The sequence below is a fragment of the Hoyosella altamirensis genome, assembly GCF_014191505.1.
In the GTDB taxonomy this organism is placed as follows: Bacteria; Actinomycetota; Actinomycetes; order Mycobacteriales; family Mycobacteriaceae; genus Hoyosella; species Hoyosella altamirensis.
In genome coordinates, this window is the sequence record NZ_JACHWS010000002.1 from 965682 (window position 1) to 983579 (window position 17898).

The window sequence follows — 17898 nt, forward strand, 5'->3', positions numbered from 1 at the left end:
GGGTAAGGTACTCAGTGTTCTCGCCCCGGCCGCATGCTGAGGAGACCGGAACCCATGAATGTCGCGTATCTCGTGGTCCCCTTCGTCGGCGGGCTCATAGCTATGGGGCTGCGGCTGCCCCCACTGGTAGGTTTTCTCGCGGCGGGATTCACCCTCAACTTCATGGGGTACGAAGAGACCGAAGCGCTGAGCGTCATCGCAGACCTGGGTGTAACCCTGCTGCTCTTCACGATCGGCCTGAAACTCAACGTCCGCACGCTGCTGCGCAAAGAAGTGTGGGGGACTGCGACCGGCCACATGATCGTTTCCACGGCCTTTATGGTGGGCGTGCTGTCACTACTAAAAGTAATCGGCTTTGCGGCGCTCGCTGACGCTGACCTGCGCGTGCTCGCGATCCTCGGTTTCGCTCTCTCCTTTTCAAGCACAGTGTTCGTCGTCAAAGTACTCGAGGAACGCGGCGAGTCACGTGCGCTCTACGGCCGTCTCGCCATCGGCATCCTCATCATGCAGGACATCTTCGCCGTCGTATTCATCACCGCTTCCACGGGGGAACTGCCCAGTCCGTGGGCGTTTGCCCTGTTCGCCCTGGTCCCCCTGGCACCGGTGATGCGCCGCCTGCTTGAGCACGTCGGCCATGGTGAAATGCAGATCTTGTACGGGGTCGTTCTCGCGCTTGCGGCGGGGTACGCGCTGTTCGAGTTCGTGGGCATCAAGGGCGACCTCGGTGCCTTGATCATTGGCATGCTCCTCGCGCCGCACGCATCCGCTGCCAGTATGTCGAGGGCACTATTCAATATGAAAGAGCTATTCCTCGTCGGATTCTTCGTCTCAATTGGACTCGCTGATTTTCCGACGTGGGGAACATTAGGGGTCGCTTCATTACTTTTAGTGCTGATTTTCGCGAAGGCGGGCCTGTTCGTCGCAATCTTTGCGATCTTCCGGCTACGCCGCCGCACTTCATTCCTCGGCTCACTGGCGCTGACCAATTACTCAGAGTTCGGACTCATCGTTGCGGTGCTCGCAGGCAGCAACGGGTGGCTCACCGACGACTGGCTCGTGACGCTGTCCATCGCGGTGGCACTGAGCTTCGCCGTTTCTGCGGTTCTGAACCGCCGGTCTACGCAGGTCTACGAGAAGGCAATGGAACTGCTGCCCGATCAGGATCCGGCCAAGCTCAATCCGATCGATCGCCCCATCGGAGTTGGTCAGGCTGAGGCCGTCGTGCTCGGAATGGGCCGTGTCGGCAGGGGCGCGTACGACCGGCTCGTTGAGCATTACGGGCTGAACGTACTCGGCCTCGATACGGACGATGAACGTGTTGTTACGCTTCGCGACCAGGGCTACACAGTGATCGAAGCGGACGCCACCGACCCGGACTTCTGGGAGAAACTGACCCTCGCCGACACGGTCGACATCGTCATTCTTGCGCTTCCGCACCACGATTCCAATGTTGTTGCGCTAGATCAGCTCCGGAAGCTCGATTATGACGGTGAGATCGCCGCGGTGGTGCAGCACCGGGATGAGATTGAATCGATCCGGGAGCATGGTGCGGACGACGTCTTCCATCTGTACGCCGGTGCGGGTATTGCGCTCGCGGACGGCGCCGCTGAAGCTGCTGGGCTGGAACTCCGGTAAGCGGAAGCGGCCACGGATTTTTACTCCGCGTGGTTGAGCGCGTGCGCGACCGCTTCCTTGGTCAGCCCTAGTTCTGCCATTCCCGTCATTTCGTCTCCATCAAGAACTGCTAGAACGATGTGGTTCGGTTCGACGTAGTCGCTTTCGCGCCGGAGGGCTTCGCGGAATGTCAGCTCGAGCGCTTTCTTAGCGGCACCATCGAACGGGATCAGCTCCGGGACGGTGTCCCCAGCGTCGGGGAGGTGCTTCGCCACAGCTCTGCGGATGTCGTCACCGCTGATATTCAGGGCGCGCGCTCCCGGGAACTCGGAAGCGGTGAGAACGCCGAGGATGAGGTGGGCTGGTGAGATTTCGGCGTTCCCGGCGGCGCGTGCCTCATTCTGGGCGGCCACAATCGCATTGCGCGCATCAGGCGTGAAGCGCCGGAAATCTTGCGGTGCATCCTTAGGTACGAAACGTTTCTGCGCCGCCTGTTTGGAAACACCCATACTTTTTCCGATATCGGTCCACGATGCGCCGGATCGCCGTGCCTGATCGACGAAGTGGCCGATGAGGTGATCAGAGATGTCATCGAGATGCTCGGCGAGCAGCATCGCTCCGGAGAGGCGGTCGAGCGCATCAGAGTGTGCTGATGTGATCGCTTCGATCAGGGTGTCGAGGCTTATGGGGTTGTCTACAGGCATAGGTGAGTTCATGCGTCAACTGTAGGTTGACGCGTGAGAGTCGTCAACCTTTGGTTGACGTTTTCGGGGACTCGGGTGTCACCAGGTAAACCGCGTGCTCGCCGTCGAGTCCCTTCAGCGCCACTCGACGCTCCTCGCTGAACTTGACGGGAACCCCGTCGCGGATCGCTGCACGTACTTGCCCGCTAACCAGTGTCTCGCCGCCGCTGGCCTGGTCCGCGACGCGCGCGGCGAGGGCGACGTTCCGGCCGAAGAGATCGTCACCGCGGCGAACCGACTTCCCCATATGGATGCCGATCCGGACCCGGATGGCATGGCGCCGGGCCCAGTTCAGCGTGTCGAGCGCGTTCTGAATCTCTAGGCTGCACAAAACGGCCTGGTCAGGGCGAGAAAAAGCAACCATGAAGCCATCACCCTGGCTCTTGATCACGTGCCCCCCATGAGCGTCGACACACTGCCGAATCAGCTTCTCGTGCCGTTCGAGTAGTTTCACCCATGCGCGATCACCCAGCTCTTCGTTGAGGGCAGTCGACCCCTGTATGTCCGAAAAGAAGATGACGACGGAACCGTTCTTGGTGAGTCGCGCGAGGTCTGGCCGCTCAACTTCAGCCCAGTTGGCCAGTTCCTCGACCGACGTGCGCATCGCTGCGCCCAACCCTTTCGAGCGGACGAGGTTCGCTGTCTGCCACACCGTCTTGACTGCCTCGCGACTGCCGCTGAGGAAACGCTGGGCTGGCTTCCATTCGAGCTCATTTTCCAGTTGGCTGATTCGGCGCTGAGCGTGAAAAAGCAGCACGCCGAGCACGATGGCAACAACAATTGCGCAGATTGCAATCGTTGTGAGTGCTGTTTGGCTCATGCCACAACCATCTCCCTGTCTGCCCGGGCGCCGACGTCGCAATAGTAAACACGTGTACACTCAACCGGCAAGGCGGGGGAGATTCACGCTGCGAATTGCACAAAAACGGGACGGAGCACGCCCCTATGGCAGACGATGAAAATGCCTGGGAGCTGGATGAGATGCGCTTGCGCATAAAGCAGCTCGAGCACGAAAATACGCAGCTTCAGCAACTTCTCGCGCAGCACGTGGGAAGGGACGTCGCTCATCAGGCGCTCGTAAGTGGTTCAGGTATTGGTGGCGAAACTCGATTCGTTGCGGTGTTGTTCGTCGACCTCGTTGGCTCGACAACAGCGGTATCGACGATGCGGCCCGCCGAAGTCGTGGCGATGCTCAACACATTCTTCGAACTCGTGATCAGAGTCGTCGAACGTCATGGCGGATTCGTCAACAAGTTCGTCGGCGACGAGGCGCTCGTCATCTTCGGTGCGCCCGCCTACAGGGCGGATGCTACGACCTCAGCACTGACAGCTGCCCGAGAACTCGTCGCCGAACTCGAGGCAATACCCGGTATACAGGTCGGGATCGGTGTTTCAGCCGGCACAGTCCTAGCGGGCAACATCGGCTCTGCGGAGCGCTTCGAATATACGGTCATCGGCGACCCTGTGAACGAGGCGGCCCGGCTCACTGAGCTCGCCAAGAAACAGCCAGGAAGTATTCTCGCGTCCAGTTACGCCGTCGACTTTTCCGGAGACGGTGAGCAAGCACTATGGGAGACAGGCGAATTAGTCAAACTGCGCGGCCGGAACAAACTCACTCGGCTCGCATGGCCGCGCGCGAACTGAGCGGGCATGCGCGAAGTAGCCGCCCCGAGCGTCATCGGCACTATTCTGTGAGCGTGACGGACGAACTAACCGATGATGAGGGCCACGGATCCGAAGAGTTGCTCGACGCGCTGACGGACTACATTCTCGATCAGCTCAGCGGGGACGCGTTCGTCAAATGGGTCCACATCGAAGTTGGGCACGCGCTCAAAGCAGCGCAGCAGGTCACTCTTGGTGATGTCGTAACGTCGAAACAGGTCAGCGGCGCAGCGATCAAATACGCGCTGGAGTGGCGAATTGAGGGCACGATTCCGGAGCTTGTCGGTGAGATCGCAAGCCGGATCCATGAACGCACCTTCAATGAAGCCGACGACGAGGTCGATTTCGTTTCGGAGCAGAGCTTCGCGGCGATCGCGGAAAAGTTCATGTCGAACCCCGCATTCCAGCGGGTGGTGGACCTCTTCTATCACAGCCCGCTGGTGCGGAGTTCGGTCGCATGGCTGCTGTATCGGATGGCAGTGGATTCGTTGCAGCGCAACCGCCAGCAGGCCGGTGCGGTGCCGGGCGTCGGGGCGCTCCTGCGCCTTACGAGTTCGGTGAGCACACGGGTCGCGCCGGGGATCCCGCACAAAGCGGACGAACTCTTCCGGGAGTTCATCGCGCGCATCGTCTCCGGCGTGATCTCCCACGTCGATACACCTGACATGAGTGACGCCAGGGAACCGGTTGTCGCGGCTGCCATGGAGATGTTCGAACAGCATGCATCGGAATCCTTCAGCACAGTCGGCGCAGCCATCGGCCCCGACGATATAGAAGACTTCCTGATCCTTGGCTTCGAGTTCTGGCGCGAATTTCGCGGCACGCGGTCGATTCGTACGGCGATCGAGGAAGGCGTGGCAGTCTTCTTCGGCAAGTATTCACGCCATACCCTCGCCGAGTTGCTCGACGAGATCGGTGTGACGCGAGAAGACATGATCGAAGAAGCACTCCGATTCGCGCCACGCGTGATCAGTGTCGTACAGGACAACGGCATGCTCGATGCCTTCGTGCGGCGCCAGTTCAAAGACTTCACGGAGTCAGAGCGGGTGCTGAAACTACTGAAATAGACAACAACATGTCTATCCCGCCCAGCCGCCTCGACGGAGGGCGGCCGAAACAAGCTCACCCACCCAGGACTTCCGGTGCCGGACCGAATGTGACGTGAACTGTAAGATCCTCCGTCCCGATGCAGTGAGGGCAGCGTGTCTGTCCAGGTCAGCGTCCCAGTGGGCAACATCGAGGTGCTGCATTCCGTGCACTTCCACCGCAACACCGTACTCCTCCCATTCGGTGTCCAAGTAGAAGTTCTTGCCGGGGCGTCGGTAAACAGACTGTCGCTGGGGCTCAGGCAGCCTGAATAGACGGCAGATCGACGCGAATTCCTTCTCCGGAACCGACGCGATTCCGCCTTCAGCGTCAATGATGGCTTCGGTGATCAGCGCGCGACGGTGGCATCGACCGCGGCGGCTTAAGGCCGTGCGCAAATCTTGAGAGCGCACCAGCCGCTGCTGTACCCCGGAGAGAATTAGCGCACACGCTTTGCGGTCAGTGTTTGCCCAGGATGCGGCGTCAATCAGGCTCCGCGGCAGTCGTGTCCGGCGCGGCAATCGTGCCGGGTGAACGTCAGTGTCGGCGAGGTGCTTCGACACATGGGGAATGACACCTCGGCCCTGCACTCGTGAGCCAGGCGGTACGACAAGGTGCACTGCGTTGCATTCAAACCCGCGCAGACCTTCAAGACTCGCGGCGGTCAAGCCAGCTAGCGCGGAGCCGGTTGGTGTTGAGAGCACAGCGATCCAGAAGCGTTGCTGTTCAGTCAGCACACCATTGTGGGCGACGTACACTCCCCGCGAGGGGTTCTGCCAATGCCCACTGCGCGCGCGTCGCTGTGCGAAGCATTGATCCCGCGGTGACAATTGCCTGCGCGCGACGACGCTATCCTGCAACGCGAGCAGAGCACGCAGGTCGCTGAGTTCACTGTGGTCATGGTGCACAGCATCGAGAATGCTGACAGTCGGCACTCAGCCGCCTCGCCGATGCTCGGAATGTGGATAACTACCCATCCTGTGGAGAACAGGTAAGGCATGTAGTTGGCACCTGAATAGGTCGCAAACAACATGCCTTGCACCAGTGCCTCAGCTGACAAACGTAGATGCCCGCTCAGCTAGGTCGAGCACACTCTGCGGCATTACACCCAGCACGACTGTCACCACCACGCCGATGGCAACAACAGCGGAAGTCATCGTCTTCGGCGCAACTATCGCGCCCTCTTCCACTGGCTCGCTGAAGAACATCAGCACGATCACCCGAATGTAGAAGTACGCCGCGATCGCGCTGCTCAGGACACCGATGATCACCAGCGCGGCTGCTCCGCCTTCGACAGCGGCCGAGAAGATGACAAATTTGCTGATGAAACCGCTCGTCAGGGGCACACCAGCCAGGGCGAGCAGGAACAAAGCAAACGCCCCAGCGATGAGCGGCGACTGCCGGCCAAGCCCGGCCCATGCGTTCATATCCGCAGTTTCGATCCCACCCCGGTCGCGCACCAGGCTTACCACAGCGAACGCGCCAAGCGTGCTGAACCCATATGCGACAAGGTAGAACAATGTCGCTGAGACACCCGCGTCGTTGGCAGCGACGATGCCCGTCAGCAGGAACCCTGCATGGGCCACCGAGGAATACGCGAGCATGCGTTTCACGTCGGTTTGAGTTACCGCGATGATCGTCCCGACCAGCATGGTGATCGCGGCGATAGCCCACAGCATGGGCCGCCAATCGACCTGCAACTCCGGCACTGCGACGTAGAAGACGCGCAGCATCGCTCCGAACGCGGCGATCTTCGTCGCAGCCGCCATGAACCCGGTGATCGAGGTGGGCGCGCCCTGATACACGTCGGGAGTCCACGTGTGGAACGGCACTGCGCCCACCTTGAAGAGCAGTCCCACTGACAGCATGCCCACACCGATCAGCGCGAGGGGGCTGCTGCCCTGTTCGGAAACGGCATCCGCGATGCCAGCAAATTCGAGGGTCCCGGCGAACCCGTAAAGCAGCGCCACCCCGTAGAGGAAGAACGTCGAAGAAAACGCCCCGAGCAAGAAGTACTTGAGGGCTGCTTCCTGAGAAAGAAGGCGACGGCGCCTCGCCATCCCGCACAGCACATAAAGGGGCAGGGACAGCACCTCGAGCGCGATGAACATGGTGAGGAGGTCATTCGATGCGGGGAACAGCATCAGACCACCGACCGCGAACAACGCGAGCGGGAAAACCTCTGTCTGCATCACCCCCGCTTTGGTTGCTTCACGCTCGGCGACACTGCCCGGCACGGACGAAGTTTGCGGTGCGAAAGCATCCATGAGAGCGGCACTTTCGCGGGTGCGTTCTCCCACCATAAGCAGCGACACCACCGCGACGAGCACGATGGTGCCCTGCAGAAACAGCGTTGGCCCGTCAACAGCCACGGAACCGACTGCAGTGACACTGCTCGTTCCGGCCAGCATCAGCAACGCCACGAAAGCAACGACGAGACCGGTGAGGCTCAGCACCATCTGCGTCATATACCGGTGACGTGCGGGCAAAAACGCCTCGACGAGCACGCTGACGATTGCCACACCGAACACCACGAGCATCGGCGTGAGCTGACTGTATGCGATATCAGGGGTCACTGGCCTCCACCTCCGATCAACTGGTCACCGGCGAGGGCAGGGGCTGGATCCTGCAGGTGCACGGTGGTGAGGGTGTGTTCAACGGCCGGGGTGATCACATCGAGCGCCGGCTTCGGGTAGACACCGAGGACAATGAGCACCGCGATCAACGGTCCCATCACTGCGGCTTCTCGTAGCCGCAGGTCGCGGATGTGCTCGTTCCCGGCGGTGACGGGGCCCGTCATCATTCGCTGATAGGTCCACAATATGTAGATCGCGGCGAGCACGAACGTTGTTGTCGCAAAGATCGCGGCGACTGGGTAGCGCCCGAATGTGCCGATGAGGACGAGGAACTCGCTGATGAACGGGGCGAGCCCAGGCAGCGATAGCGTCGCGAGGCCGGCAACGAGGAAAGAGCCCGCCATGATCGGTGCGACTTTCTGCACGCCGCCGTAGTCGCTGATCGCGCGGGTCCCGCGACGCGTCACGAGGAAACCGGCGACCAGGAACAGGGCGGCAGTAGCGACGCCGTGGTTCACCATGTACAGCGTGGAGCCAGCTTGACTCTGGCTGGTCATCGCGAAGATGCCGAGAATGATGAACCCGAAGTGCGAGATAGACGTGTACGCGATGAGTCGCATCACATCTGTCTGGGCGATCGCGAGCACCGCGCCGTAGATGATTCCGATGACAGCGAGCGTGATGATGAGCGGCGCAAAGTACTGCGACGCGTCGGGGAACAACTGCAAGCTGTAGCGCAGCATCGCGAACGTCCCGACCTTGTCGACGATCGCCATCATGAGCACCGCGCTCGCGGGCGTGGCTTGGACGGCGGCGCCCGGCAGCCAGGTGTGGAACGGCCACAGCGGCGCCTTCACGGCAAAGGCGAAGGTGAATCCGAGGAACAGCAGCTTCGCGATGGCGGGGTCGATTCCGAGCTCACCAGTGGAGACAGCGGCGACCACGGTCCGGAAGTCGAATGTGCCGCGGCCGTTCTCCCCGATGTCGGCGGTGACGACGAACAGTCCGATGACAGCCGCGAGCATCATCAGTCCGCCGAACAGGTTGTACAGCAGGAACTTCACGGCAGCGGCCGCACGGTTGGGGCCACCGAAACCACCGATGAGGAAGTACATCGGGATCAGCATCGCCTCGAAGAAGATGTAGAACAGCAGGATGTCGAGGGATGTGAAGGTAACCATCACCATCGCCTGCACCATGAGCATCAGTGCGACGTAGGTGTGAGTCGGTCGGCGCCGTCCGGGGAAACCCCCGCCGGGGAGGCTGTCGTCGTCATCCCGCCACGCCGCGAGCAGAAGCAAAGGCATCAAGGCGGCTGTAAGGAGGACGAGGATCAGGCCGATACCATCCAGTCCCAGCGTGTAGCTGGCACCAAGCGCGGGGATCCACGTGCGCGACTCGACGAACTGGTATTGCTCGCCCGCCGGGTCGAAGCTGACGAGGAGTGCGACGACGATGCCGAGCACCACGATTGACGCGCCCAGTGCGATGGACTTTGCGAGCTGCCGGGCCGGTGCGGGTACGAACATGATCGCGAGTGCGCCGATGAGTGGTGTCACCCATAGGGCTGTCAGCCAGGGGAAACTGTTCATAGCGCCCCTCCTAGCAGCATCGCCGCGATGACGAGGGCCGCCCCGATCAGCATGTACAGCGCGTACGACCGCGTGAAGCCCGTCTGTATTCGCCTGACCTGCGATGATAAACCGCCGACGAGCACGGCCACGCCGCCTACAGCGCCGTCCACGACCTTGTCGTCAACGACAGCTGCGGTATGGGTGACTTGCTGCCCGGGCCGCATGAAGACCGTTTCGTTCACTGCGTCCCCGTACAAGTCGCGGCGGGCAGCCACGGTGACGGCCGAAACGTCGGCGGGAGCGACCACCGGAATGTCGCGGCCCGCGTACTGCCGTACGGCCACTGCGACGCCGATGGCGACAACTCCGAGCGCAAGCGTCGTGATCACCCACACGGGGACCACATGCTCACCGTCGTGGGAACCGACAACGGGCTCCAGCCAGTGTTCGAGGCGGCCTCCGAGTGCGAGGAAGGCGCCGGACGCGACGGAACCGATGGCGATCAGAATCATCGGTACGGTCATCACCCCGGATGATTCGTGAGGTTCAGCTTGCGAATCCCACCGGCGCTCCCCGAAGAAGGTCAAGATCATGACGCGGGTCATGTAGTAGGCGGTGAGACCTGCACCGAACAGCACTGCCGCGCCGAGCACGACGCCCTTCACGCCACCCGAGTCGATGGCGACTTCGATGATTCCTTCTTTGGAGAAGAACCCGGCAAATGGCGGGACGCCGATGATGGCGAGGTACCCCAAGCCGAACGTCACGAAGGTGATCGGCATGACGGTCCGCAGTCCGCCGTACCGGCGCATGTTGACCTCGTCATTCATTCCGTGCATGACGGAGCCCGCGCCGAGGAACAGCCCGGCTTTGAAGAAGCCATGGGTGAGCAGGTGCATGATCGCGAACGCGTAGCCCGCGGGCCCGAGCCCAGCTGCCAGCACCATGTAACCGATCTGGCTCATCGTCGACGCAGCGAGCGCCTTTTTGATGTCGTCTTTCGCGCAGCCGATAATTGCGCCGAACAGCAGCGTCACCGCTCCGACGATCACGACGGCCATCTGCGCGGTGGGGGAAAGGTCGAAGATCGGGCCGGACCTGGTGATCAAGTACACGCCTGCGGTCACCATCGTGGCCGCGTGGATCAGTGCGGACACCGGTGTCGGGCCTTCCATGGCGTCACCGAGCCAGGATTGCAGCGGCACCTGTGCTGATTTGCCGCACGCACCGAGAAGCAGCAGGAAACCCAGGGCAGTGAGTACGCCGTCGCTGGCGCCATCCGCGCCAGCGAAAACTTCGCTGAAGGCGACCGTACCGAACGTCACGAACATGATCATCATCGCGATGGCGAGACCCATGTCTCCGACGCGGTTGACGAGGAACGCTTTTTTCGCGGCGGTCGCCGCGGACGGCTTGTGCTGCCAGAACCCGATCAAAAGGTACGACGCAAGACCCACGCCTTCCCAGCCCACGTACAGGCCGAGGTAGTTGTCGGCGAGGACGAGAAGCAGCATCGCGGCGAGGAAGAGATTCAGGTACGCGAAGAACTTCCGGCGTTCGGGATCATGGTCCATGTACCCGATCGAGTAGACGTGAATCAGGGAACCAACACCGGTGATCAGCAGGACGAAACACATAGAGAGCTGGTCAAGTTGCAGACCGAAGTCCACCTGCAGATCAGCCACTGGCACCCAGCTGAAGAGGCTCTGGTGCATGACACGGTCGGCCTCATCACGTCCCGCCATGTCGAGGAACAGCGCAACTCCGAGCGCGAACGACGCGATGGCGGTGGCGCAGCCGAGCAGGTGACCCCACGGGTCGCTGCGTCGGCCAGCTAGGAGCAGCACCAGCGCGCCGACCAGAGGGAGGGCCGGCAGCAGCCACACGGTCGACGCGATTCCCCCGCTCATGCGGTCTGCCCCATCGTCCGGGCGTGGTTTATGAACACAGTCACCTTCTTCTGCATGGCGTCAGTTCTTCAGGAGGCTGGCTTCGTCGACCGAGGCCGAACGGCGGGACCGATAGATGGCCATGATGATCGCGAGACCGACGACGACCTCCGCCGCTGCGACGACCATGGTGAAGAATGCGAAAACCTGACCGTCCAGGTTTCCGTGCATCCGCGCGAACGCCACGAACGCGAGGTTCGTCGCGTTGAGCATCAGCTCGATGCACATGAACACGACGATCGCGTTGCGGCGGAGCAGAAACCCTGCTGCACCGATCGTGAAAAGCAGGGCTGAGAGGAAGAGATAGTTCTCGGGACTCACCGGGGACTGTCCTCCTCACCTGATTCGAGTTCAGGGTGGGACGACGCCTGCTCCTGGGCCTGCTTGCGGAACACTTCGCTGACCGAGCTCTGCGCGTACGATCCGTCAGGGAGCCGCGCGAGCTGGTTCACGGCGTTGTGCCTGGCGTAGACCCCGGGGCTTGGCAGCGGTGTAAGGTGTCCGCCCTCGCCGCGCTGCCAGGCCTGGAACCGTTCTTGTGACTGTTCCTTCTGCGTGCGGCGGGACGTGAACTTCTCCCGGTGCGCGAGAACCATCGCGCCCAGGGTGGCGATGATGAGCAGTACACCCGTCAGCTCAAATGCCCAGACGTACCGGACGAAGAGGAGTTCGGCGAGCGCCGGTACATTGTTTTCCTGCTCTTCGAAACCAGCGAACGTGGGGAGCGCCGCTCGTGCGATGCCTGCCGCGAGCAGGAGGCCGAAACCGAGACCCGCGGCGACAGCGGCGATGCGGTGACCGCGCAGAGTCTCGACGAGTGAGTCCGACGACTCGATTCCGATCAGCATGACGACAAAGAGGAACAGCATCATCACGGCGCCCGTGTACACGACTATTTGCACGACGCCGAGGAATAGCGCGCCCTGGGCAATGTAGAAAATCGCCAGGATGATCATGGTCATCGCGAGGAACATCGCCGAATAGACGGCCTTTTTCGACGCCACCACGCCGAGCGCCCCGACGACGGCTATAGCGGCGAGTATCCAGAATTGAACGGCCTCACCAGTGGAAGTCTCGGTGATCGGTTGCGCAAGGACGAGCGCAGACGCTGCGGCACCCACTAGCGGCTCTCCTCTCGAGACGCGTCGCCCTGCTGCGGCGAGGCTTCAGTGACGGAGCCACGGTAGTAGTCGTCTTCTGTGGTGCCGGGATACATGGGATGCGGCGGTGCGATCATCCCCTCGTTCAACGGAGCGAGCAGCCGATCCTTTTCGTAAATCAGATCTGCGCGGTTATCGTCTGCCATCTCGTAGTCGTTGGTCATCGTCAGGGCGCGAGTGGGGCAGGCCTCAATGCACAGTCCACAACCGATACAGCGCAGGTAGTTGATCTGGTAGACGCGGCCGTACCGTTCCCCGGGCGAATACCGTTCGGCTTCAGTGTTGTCGGCCCCTTCGACGTAGATGGCGTCGGCGGGGCACGCCCACGCGCACAGTTCGCAGCCGATGCATTTCTCGAGCCCGTCCGGGTGGCGGTTGAGTTGATGCCGCCCGTGGTACTGCGGGCTGGTCGGTACCTTTTCTTCGGGGTATCGCTCAGTGATCGGCTTCTTGAACATGGTTGAGAAGGTCACACCGAATCCCGCAAGGGGTTCGATGAATCTGGGTGTCTTAGGCATTTCGGGCCTCCTCAGCCTGCGCGGATGTCTGGCCGGGTAGCGGCGGGACGGGGAAGCCGCCCGCCATCGGGTCGAACCGGGTGTCCTCGCCTGCTACGGGAACTCGGATTGCCTGTGCCCGTGCGCCCTTCATCCGGAACCACACGGCGATGAGGATGATCGCGGCGAGGGTGAAACCTGCAACGACGAGGGTGAGAGTCTGCGCGTCGTAGCCGGCGTTGTAGAAGCCGCGAACCGTCGCGACCACCATCACCCAGGCCAGCGAGACGGGAATCAGGATTTTCCAGCCCAGGTTCATGAATTGGTCATAGCGGAGCCGCGGCAGCGTGGCGCGAAGCCAGATGAAGACGAAGAGGAATCCCCACACTTTGAGAACGAACCACAGCACCGGCAGCCAGCCGGTGTTGGCGCCCTCCCACATGCTGAAGGGGAAGGGTGCGCGCCAGCCGCCGAAAAACAGCGTGGTCGCAAGCGCTGACACAGTAACCATGTTGATGTACTCGGCGAGCATGAACATCGCGAAACGCAGTGACGAGTACTCCGTGTGGAAACCTCCGACGAGTTCGCCTTCCGCTTCGGGGAGGTCGAACGGTGCGCGGTTCGTTTCGCCCACCATCGAGGTGATGTAAATAAGGAAGGATGGCAGCAGAAGGAAGACGTACCAGGTCCCTTCCTGCGCGGCGACGATCCCCGAGGTCGACATGGTGCCAGCGAAGAGGAACACACCGACGAACGACAGCGCCATAGCGATTTCGTAGGAGATGACTTGCGCTGTCGAGCGCAGCCCGCCGAGAAGTGGATACGTCGAGCCTGAGGACCATCCTGCGAGGACAATTCCGTAGACGCCCACGGAGGTGACTGCAAGGATGTACAGCACCGCAACGGGCAGGTCAGTCAACTGCAGTGGGGTCTGGTTCCCGAGGATCGAGACGTCAGGACCGAAGGGGATCACCGCGAATGCCATGATCGCGGGCACCACGGCGATGACGGGAGCGAGCAGGTAGAGCGGCTTGTCGACGCCCTTGGGAATGATGCCCTCTTTCAATGCCAGCTTGACGCCGTCAGCAAGGCTTTGCAGCAGGCCCCACGGGCCGACCCGGTTGGGCCCGAGCCGCATCTGCATCCAGGCGATGATCTTACGTTCCACCAGGATGGCGACGAGCACAGTGAGCACGAGGAACGCGAAGACCGCGACCGCTTTGGCCACCACCAGCCACACGGGATCCTGGCCGAAAAGGGACAGGTCCGCGTATCCGACTGCGAGGGTGTCTTCGTTCATCAGTCGCCCTCCTGGCCTCGACCGTTGAGAGCCGCGCTAATTTGGACGACACTTCCGACGGGCGCGGCGAGGACGGTGTTGACGAGCGCGCCAGGGGAGTTCTGTGGCAGCCACACCACGCGGTCCGGCATCTCCGTGACCCGGAGGGGGAGTGTCACCGTGCCGCGCGCGGAACTCACTGTGACGAGCGTGCCCTCATCAGCCCCGATTTCGCCCGCGGTAGGGGCGGAAAGCCGAATGACAGGTTCGCGTGCCGTGCCCGCGAGGTGCGGTTCACCGTCTTGCAAGCGGCCCGCGTCGAGCAGCATCCGCCAGGTCGCAAGAATCGCTTCACCTGGCCCTGGCTGCGGTATTGGCCCCGCGGCTACCTGTGGTGGCGCGGCACTCGGCCCGTCCCACAGGCTGAGTGTGGCGAGTTCGACCCGTGCGGTCTCCGCGTCGGGCAGTCCCAAATGAACACCCATTTCGTCGGCGAGCGAGTTGAGCACACGCTGATCGGGCATCGCGCCTGTGTTCCGGAGCGCCGCCGCGAAGGGTCGTTCGCGCCCCTCCCAGTTGAGGAACGTTCCTGCTTTCTCCATGACGGGGGCAATGGGGAAGACGACGTCCGCTCGATCTGTGACGACGCTTCGGCGCAACTCGAGACTGACCACGAACCCGGCTGCGTCGATGGCTACCAGCGCTGCCTCTGGGTCGGGCAGGTCAGTGGGTTCGACTCCGCCCACAATCAGCGCATCGAGGTCTCCGTCGGCTGCAGCGGTGAGGATCGCGCTGGTGTCCCGACCGGTTTCGCTGGGAAGGTCAGACATGCCCCATGCTGCTGCGACCTCACGCCGGGCGGCGGGATCGCTGAGAGGCCGCCCACCGGGCAGCAGGTTCGGAAAAGCACCTGCCTCGACGGCACCGCGCTCTCCCGCTCTGCGCGGCACCCAAGCGAGCGCGGCGCCGGTGTCTTCAGCAAGCTGGCTTACTGCTGACAGCCCGCCCACAGCGCTTGCCAGCCGTTCACCAGCGAGGATCACGGCACCGGGCGTCCGCAGCAAGTCGGTCACCTCCGCAGGCAGAGACCCAAGAGTGTCCGCTTCGCGGCCAGGGATTGTCTGGATCAGTTTTCCGGCCATCTTCGTGAGGCCCGGCGTCGAGTAGGTGGCGAGGGAGTAGACCTTGAGCTGGTTCTTCCGGACCGCTTTGCGCAGCCGGAGGAACACGATCGGCGACTCTTCTTCTGGCTCGAAACCAGCCAGAAGCACGACAGGTGCCTGTTCCAGGCTCGTGTAGGTAACTGCGCCGCGAGCAGCGACACGCGCCGCGAGGAAGTCCGCTTCCTCCGCGGAGTGGACGCGGGCACGGAAATCGACATCGTTGGTCCCCAGCGCTACTCGCGCGAATTTCGCGTACGCGTAGGCATCCTCATAGGTCACGCGGCCCCCGACAAGCACCCCGGCGCGGGTTTCGGCGAGGCCACGCGCTGCCACGGTGAGAGCTTCGGACCACGACGCGGCCACGAGTGAACCGTTCTCGCCGCGGATCATCGGTGAGGTGATCCGGTCGTTCTCGGTGGCGTAAGCGAACGCCCAGCGGCCCTTGTCGCAGTTCCACTCCTCGTTTACTTGAGGGTCGTCACCGGCGAGCCGCCGCAATACTTTCCCGCGCCGATGGTCAGTCCGCTGTGCGCAGCCGCTGGAACAGTGCTCGCAGACACTCGGGCTCGAGACGAGGTCGAACGGCCGGGCCCGGAACCGGTACGACGCTCCAGTCAGCGCACCCACCGGGCAGATCTGGACCGTGTTCCCCGAGAAATATGACTCGAACGGTTCATTCGTGTAAATGCCGACTTGTTGCAGCGCGCCGCGCTCCATCAGTTCGATGAACGGGTCACCCGCCACTTGCTGCGAAAAACGGGTACAGCGCGCGCACAGCACGCAGCGTTCCCGGTCGAGCAGCACCTGCGACGAAATATTGATCGGTTTGGGGAAGGTTCTTTTGACGTCGGTGAAACGGGACTCGGCTTGCCCGTTGGACATGGCCTGGTTCTGCAGCGGGCACTCACCCCCTTTGTCGCACACAGGGCAATCGAGGGGATGGTTGATGAGGAGCAACTCCATGACACCCTTTTGCGCCTTGTCCGCGACCGCTGAGGTGAGCTGGGTTTTGACGACCATGCCCTCGGTGACGGTTATTGTGCAGGACGCGAGTGGCTTGCGCTGTCCCTCGACTTCGACGATGCACTGCCGGCACGCGCCCACCGGGTCGAGGAGGGGATGGTCGCAGAAACGCGGGATTTGAACGCCGATCAGTTCGGCGGCGCGGATGACGAGCGTGCCCTTGGGGACGCTCACCTCGATGCCATCGATGGTCAGCGTGACGAGGTCAGCGGGAGCGACATCGCTGCTGTGCGAGTTGCTGGTGACTGTCATAGGGCTCCCTCTTCCACTCGTTCGGCCATGAGAGTGGACTTGTACGGGTCGAACGGACACCCATCTGGCAGATGCGCAAGGTACTCGTCCCGGAAGTATTTGATCGACGACATGATGGGGCTTGCCGCACCGTCACCGAGCGCGCAGAAGGATTTACCGAGGATGTTGTCGGAGACGTCAAGCAACTTGTCGAGATCCGCTTCCGTGCCAAGCCCGTTCTCGAGGCGTTCGAGAATCTGGACGAGCCAGTACGTGCCTTCTCTGCACGGTGTGCACTTCCCGCACGACTCGTGTGCGTAGAACTCCGTCCACCGCAGCACCGCGCGGACCACGCACGTAGTGTCATCGAAGATCTGCAGGGCCTTGGTGCCGAGCATCGATCCCGCCGCGCTGCACCCTTCATAGTCAAGCGCGACGTCGAGGTGTTCCTCAGTGAAAATCGGGGTAGAGGAGCCGCCTGGTGTCCAGAACTTCAGCTTGTGCCCGGCCCGGACGCCACCGGCATAGTCGAGTAGTTCACGCAGTGTGATGCCCAACGGGGCCTCGTACTGCCCCGGACGGGTGACGTGACCGGACAGTGAATAGAGGGTGAAGCCGGGCGACTTCTCAGTGCCCATCGACCGGAACCAGTCGATGCCGTTGAGGATGATCGGCGGAACGCTCGCGATCGACTCCACGTTGTTGACCACGGTCGGGCAAGCGTAGAGCCCCGCGACGGCTGGGAACGGTGGTCGCAGCCGAGGCTGCCCGCGTCGGCCCTCGAGCGAATCGAGGAGCGCGGTTTCCTCGCCACAAATGTAAGCCCCAGCTCCGGCATGCACCACCAGTTCGAGGTCGAACCCGCTACCGAGGATGTCACGACCCAAATACCCGGCCTCGTACGCTTCCGCGACGGCTGCTTGCAGGCGTCGCAGGACTGGAACGACCTCACCGCGCACATAGATGAATGCGTGGCTCGCCCGGATTGCGTACGCGGCGATGATGACTCCCTCGACGAGGGCGTGCGGCGTTGCCAGCATCAGGGGGATGTCTTTGCAGGTGCCCGGCTCCGACTCATCCGCGTTGACGACGAGGTAGTGCGGTTTGACGGTGCCATCCTTCTCGGGCCCCTGCGGTATGAACCCCCACTTCATGCCAGTGGGGAAACCAGCACCGCCACGGCCGCGCAAACCAGCATCCTTGACGGTCTGAATCACCTCGTCGGGAGGCATTTGCAGTGCTTTGCTGACGGCCTGGTAGCCGTCGTGACGGCGGTACGCGTCCAGCGTCCATGTTCCTGGAGCGTCCCAGTACCGGCTGAGGAATGGGGTCAGCGGCATG

General features: G+C 62.3%; 15 protein-coding genes. 3 read left to right on the plus strand and 12 right to left on the minus strand.

Going from position 1 to position 17898, the window contains the following annotated elements; genetic code table 11:
* The first annotated feature begins 54 nt into the window (after nt 1–54).
* On the plus strand, nt 55–1635 hold the full coding sequence (locus FHU29_RS13305) for a cation:proton antiporter family protein (RefSeq protein WP_064438647.1): 1581 nt from the start codon (nt 55–57) through the stop codon (nt 1633–1635).
* Nucleotides 1636–1655: 20 nt separating this feature from the next.
* On the opposite strand, the gene FHU29_RS13310 is transcribed toward FHU29_RS13305, so the two are convergent.
* Nucleotides 1656–2330, minus strand: a complete 675-nt coding sequence (locus tag FHU29_RS13310) for a Clp protease N-terminal domain-containing protein (protein WP_064438646.1) — start codon at nt 2328–2330, stop codon at nt 1656–1658.
* 31 nt (nt 2331–2361) lie between these two features.
* Complete coding sequence (locus FHU29_RS13315; protein ID WP_064438645.1) at nt 2362–3177, minus strand: adenylate/guanylate cyclase domain-containing protein; 816 nt, start codon at nt 3175–3177, stop codon at nt 2362–2364.
* A 125-nt stretch (nt 3178–3302) separates the two neighbouring features.
* Between FHU29_RS13315 and FHU29_RS13320 the strand changes: the two genes are divergently transcribed.
* A complete protein-coding gene (locus FHU29_RS13320) occupies nt 3303–4001 on the plus strand; it encodes an adenylate/guanylate cyclase domain-containing protein (RefSeq protein WP_074390694.1) in 699 nt (232 codons plus the stop codon).
* Between the two features lie 53 nt (nt 4002–4054).
* On the plus strand, nt 4055–5086 hold the full coding sequence (locus FHU29_RS13325) for a hypothetical protein (protein ID WP_232322847.1): 1032 nt from the start codon (nt 4055–4057) through the stop codon (nt 5084–5086).
* A 12-nt stretch (nt 5087–5098) separates the two neighbouring features.
* Here FHU29_RS13325 and FHU29_RS13330 read toward each other — a convergent pair whose 3' ends face one another.
* From FHU29_RS13330 to nuoF, 10 genes are all read right to left on the minus strand, one after another.
* Nucleotides 5099–6040: a PDDEXK family nuclease gene (locus FHU29_RS13330; RefSeq protein ID WP_083962087.1), complete on the minus strand. Its 942-nt coding sequence runs from the start codon at nt 6038–6040 to the stop codon at nt 5099–5101.
* A 114-nt stretch (nt 6041–6154) separates the two neighbouring features.
* The gene (gene nuoN, locus FHU29_RS13335) at nt 6155–7681 is read right to left on the minus strand and encodes an NADH-quinone oxidoreductase subunit NuoN (RefSeq protein ID WP_064438643.1); all 1527 of its coding nucleotides are present in this window, start codon (nt 7679–7681) and stop codon (nt 6155–6157) included.
* Nucleotides 7678–9273 carry an NADH-quinone oxidoreductase subunit M gene (locus FHU29_RS13340; RefSeq protein WP_064438642.1) on the minus strand — a complete coding sequence of 532 codons (1596 nt, stop codon included), beginning with the start codon at nt 9271–9273 and terminating at the stop codon, nt 7678–7680. The genes nuoN and FHU29_RS13340 overlap by 4 nt, the downstream gene beginning before the upstream one ends.
* The gene (nuoL, locus tag FHU29_RS13345; RefSeq protein WP_064438641.1) at nt 9270–11165 is read right to left on the minus strand and encodes an NADH-quinone oxidoreductase subunit L; all 1896 of its coding nucleotides are present in this window, start codon (nt 11163–11165) and stop codon (nt 9270–9272) included. The genes FHU29_RS13340 and nuoL overlap by 4 nt, the downstream gene beginning before the upstream one ends.
* Nucleotides 11166–11225: 60 nt before the next feature.
* Entirely contained in the window at nt 11226–11525 is a 300-nt protein-coding gene (gene nuoK / locus FHU29_RS13350; RefSeq protein WP_013809217.1) for an NADH-quinone oxidoreductase subunit NuoK, read from the minus strand.
* On the minus strand, nt 11522–12325 hold the full coding sequence (locus tag FHU29_RS13355; protein ID WP_064438640.1) for an NADH-quinone oxidoreductase subunit J: 804 nt from the start codon (nt 12323–12325) through the stop codon (nt 11522–11524). The genes nuoK and FHU29_RS13355 overlap by 4 nt, the downstream gene beginning before the upstream one ends.
* The gene (gene nuoI / locus FHU29_RS13360; RefSeq protein ID WP_064438639.1) at nt 12325–12882 is read right to left on the minus strand and encodes an NADH-quinone oxidoreductase subunit NuoI; all 558 of its coding nucleotides are present in this window, start codon (nt 12880–12882) and stop codon (nt 12325–12327) included. The genes FHU29_RS13355 and nuoI overlap by 1 nt, the downstream gene beginning before the upstream one ends.
* Nucleotides 12875–14161, minus strand: a complete 1287-nt coding sequence (gene nuoH / locus FHU29_RS13365) for an NADH-quinone oxidoreductase subunit NuoH (protein WP_064438638.1) — start codon at nt 14159–14161, stop codon at nt 12875–12877. Before nuoH ends, nuoI begins: the two co-directional genes overlap by 8 nt.
* On the minus strand, nt 14161–16578 hold the full coding sequence (locus FHU29_RS13370; protein ID WP_064438637.1) for an NADH-quinone oxidoreductase subunit G: 2418 nt from the start codon (nt 16576–16578) through the stop codon (nt 14161–14163). Before FHU29_RS13370 ends, nuoH begins: the two co-directional genes overlap by 1 nt.
* On the minus strand, nt 16575–17897 hold the full coding sequence (nuoF, locus tag FHU29_RS13375; RefSeq protein WP_064438636.1) for an NADH-quinone oxidoreductase subunit NuoF: 1323 nt from the start codon (nt 17895–17897) through the stop codon (nt 16575–16577). Before nuoF ends, FHU29_RS13370 begins: the two co-directional genes overlap by 4 nt.
* Nucleotide 17898 lies beyond the last annotated feature (1 nt).

Bases quoted from the DNA above. Each gene is read 5' to 3' on its own strand.
- FHU29_RS13310 (WP_064438646.1), bottom strand. From the start codon at position 2,330: ATGAACTCACCTATGCCTGTAGACAACCCCATAAGCCTCGACACCCTG.
- nuoL (WP_064438641.1), bottom strand. From the start codon at position 11,165: ATGAGCGGGGGAATCGCGTCGACCGTGTGGCTGCTGCCGGCCCTCCCT.
- FHU29_RS13315 (WP_064438645.1), bottom strand. From the start codon at position 3,177: ATGAGCCAAACAGCACTCACAACGATTGCAATCTGCGCAATTGTTGTT.
- nuoI (WP_064438639.1), bottom strand. From the start codon at position 12,882: ATGCCTAAGACACCCAGATTCATCGAACCCCTTGCGGGATTCGGTGTG.
- FHU29_RS13320 (WP_074390694.1), top strand. From the start codon at position 3,303: ATGGCAGACGATGAAAATGCCTGGGAGCTGGATGAGATGCGCTTGCGC.
- nuoH (WP_064438638.1), bottom strand. From the start codon at position 14,161: ATGAACGAAGACACCCTCGCAGTCGGATACGCGGACCTGTCCCTTTTC.
- nuoF (WP_064438636.1), bottom strand. From the start codon at position 17,897: ATGCCGCTGACCCCATTCCTCAGCCGGTACTGGGACGCTCCAGGAACA.
- FHU29_RS13340 (WP_064438642.1), bottom strand. From the start codon at position 9,273: ATGAACAGTTTCCCCTGGCTGACAGCCCTATGGGTGACACCACTCATC.
- FHU29_RS13370 (WP_064438637.1), bottom strand. From the start codon at position 16,578: ATGACAGTCACCAGCAACTCGCACAGCAGCGATGTCGCTCCCGCTGAC.
- FHU29_RS13305 (WP_064438647.1), top strand. From the start codon at position 55: ATGAATGTCGCGTATCTCGTGGTCCCCTTCGTCGGCGGGCTCATAGCT.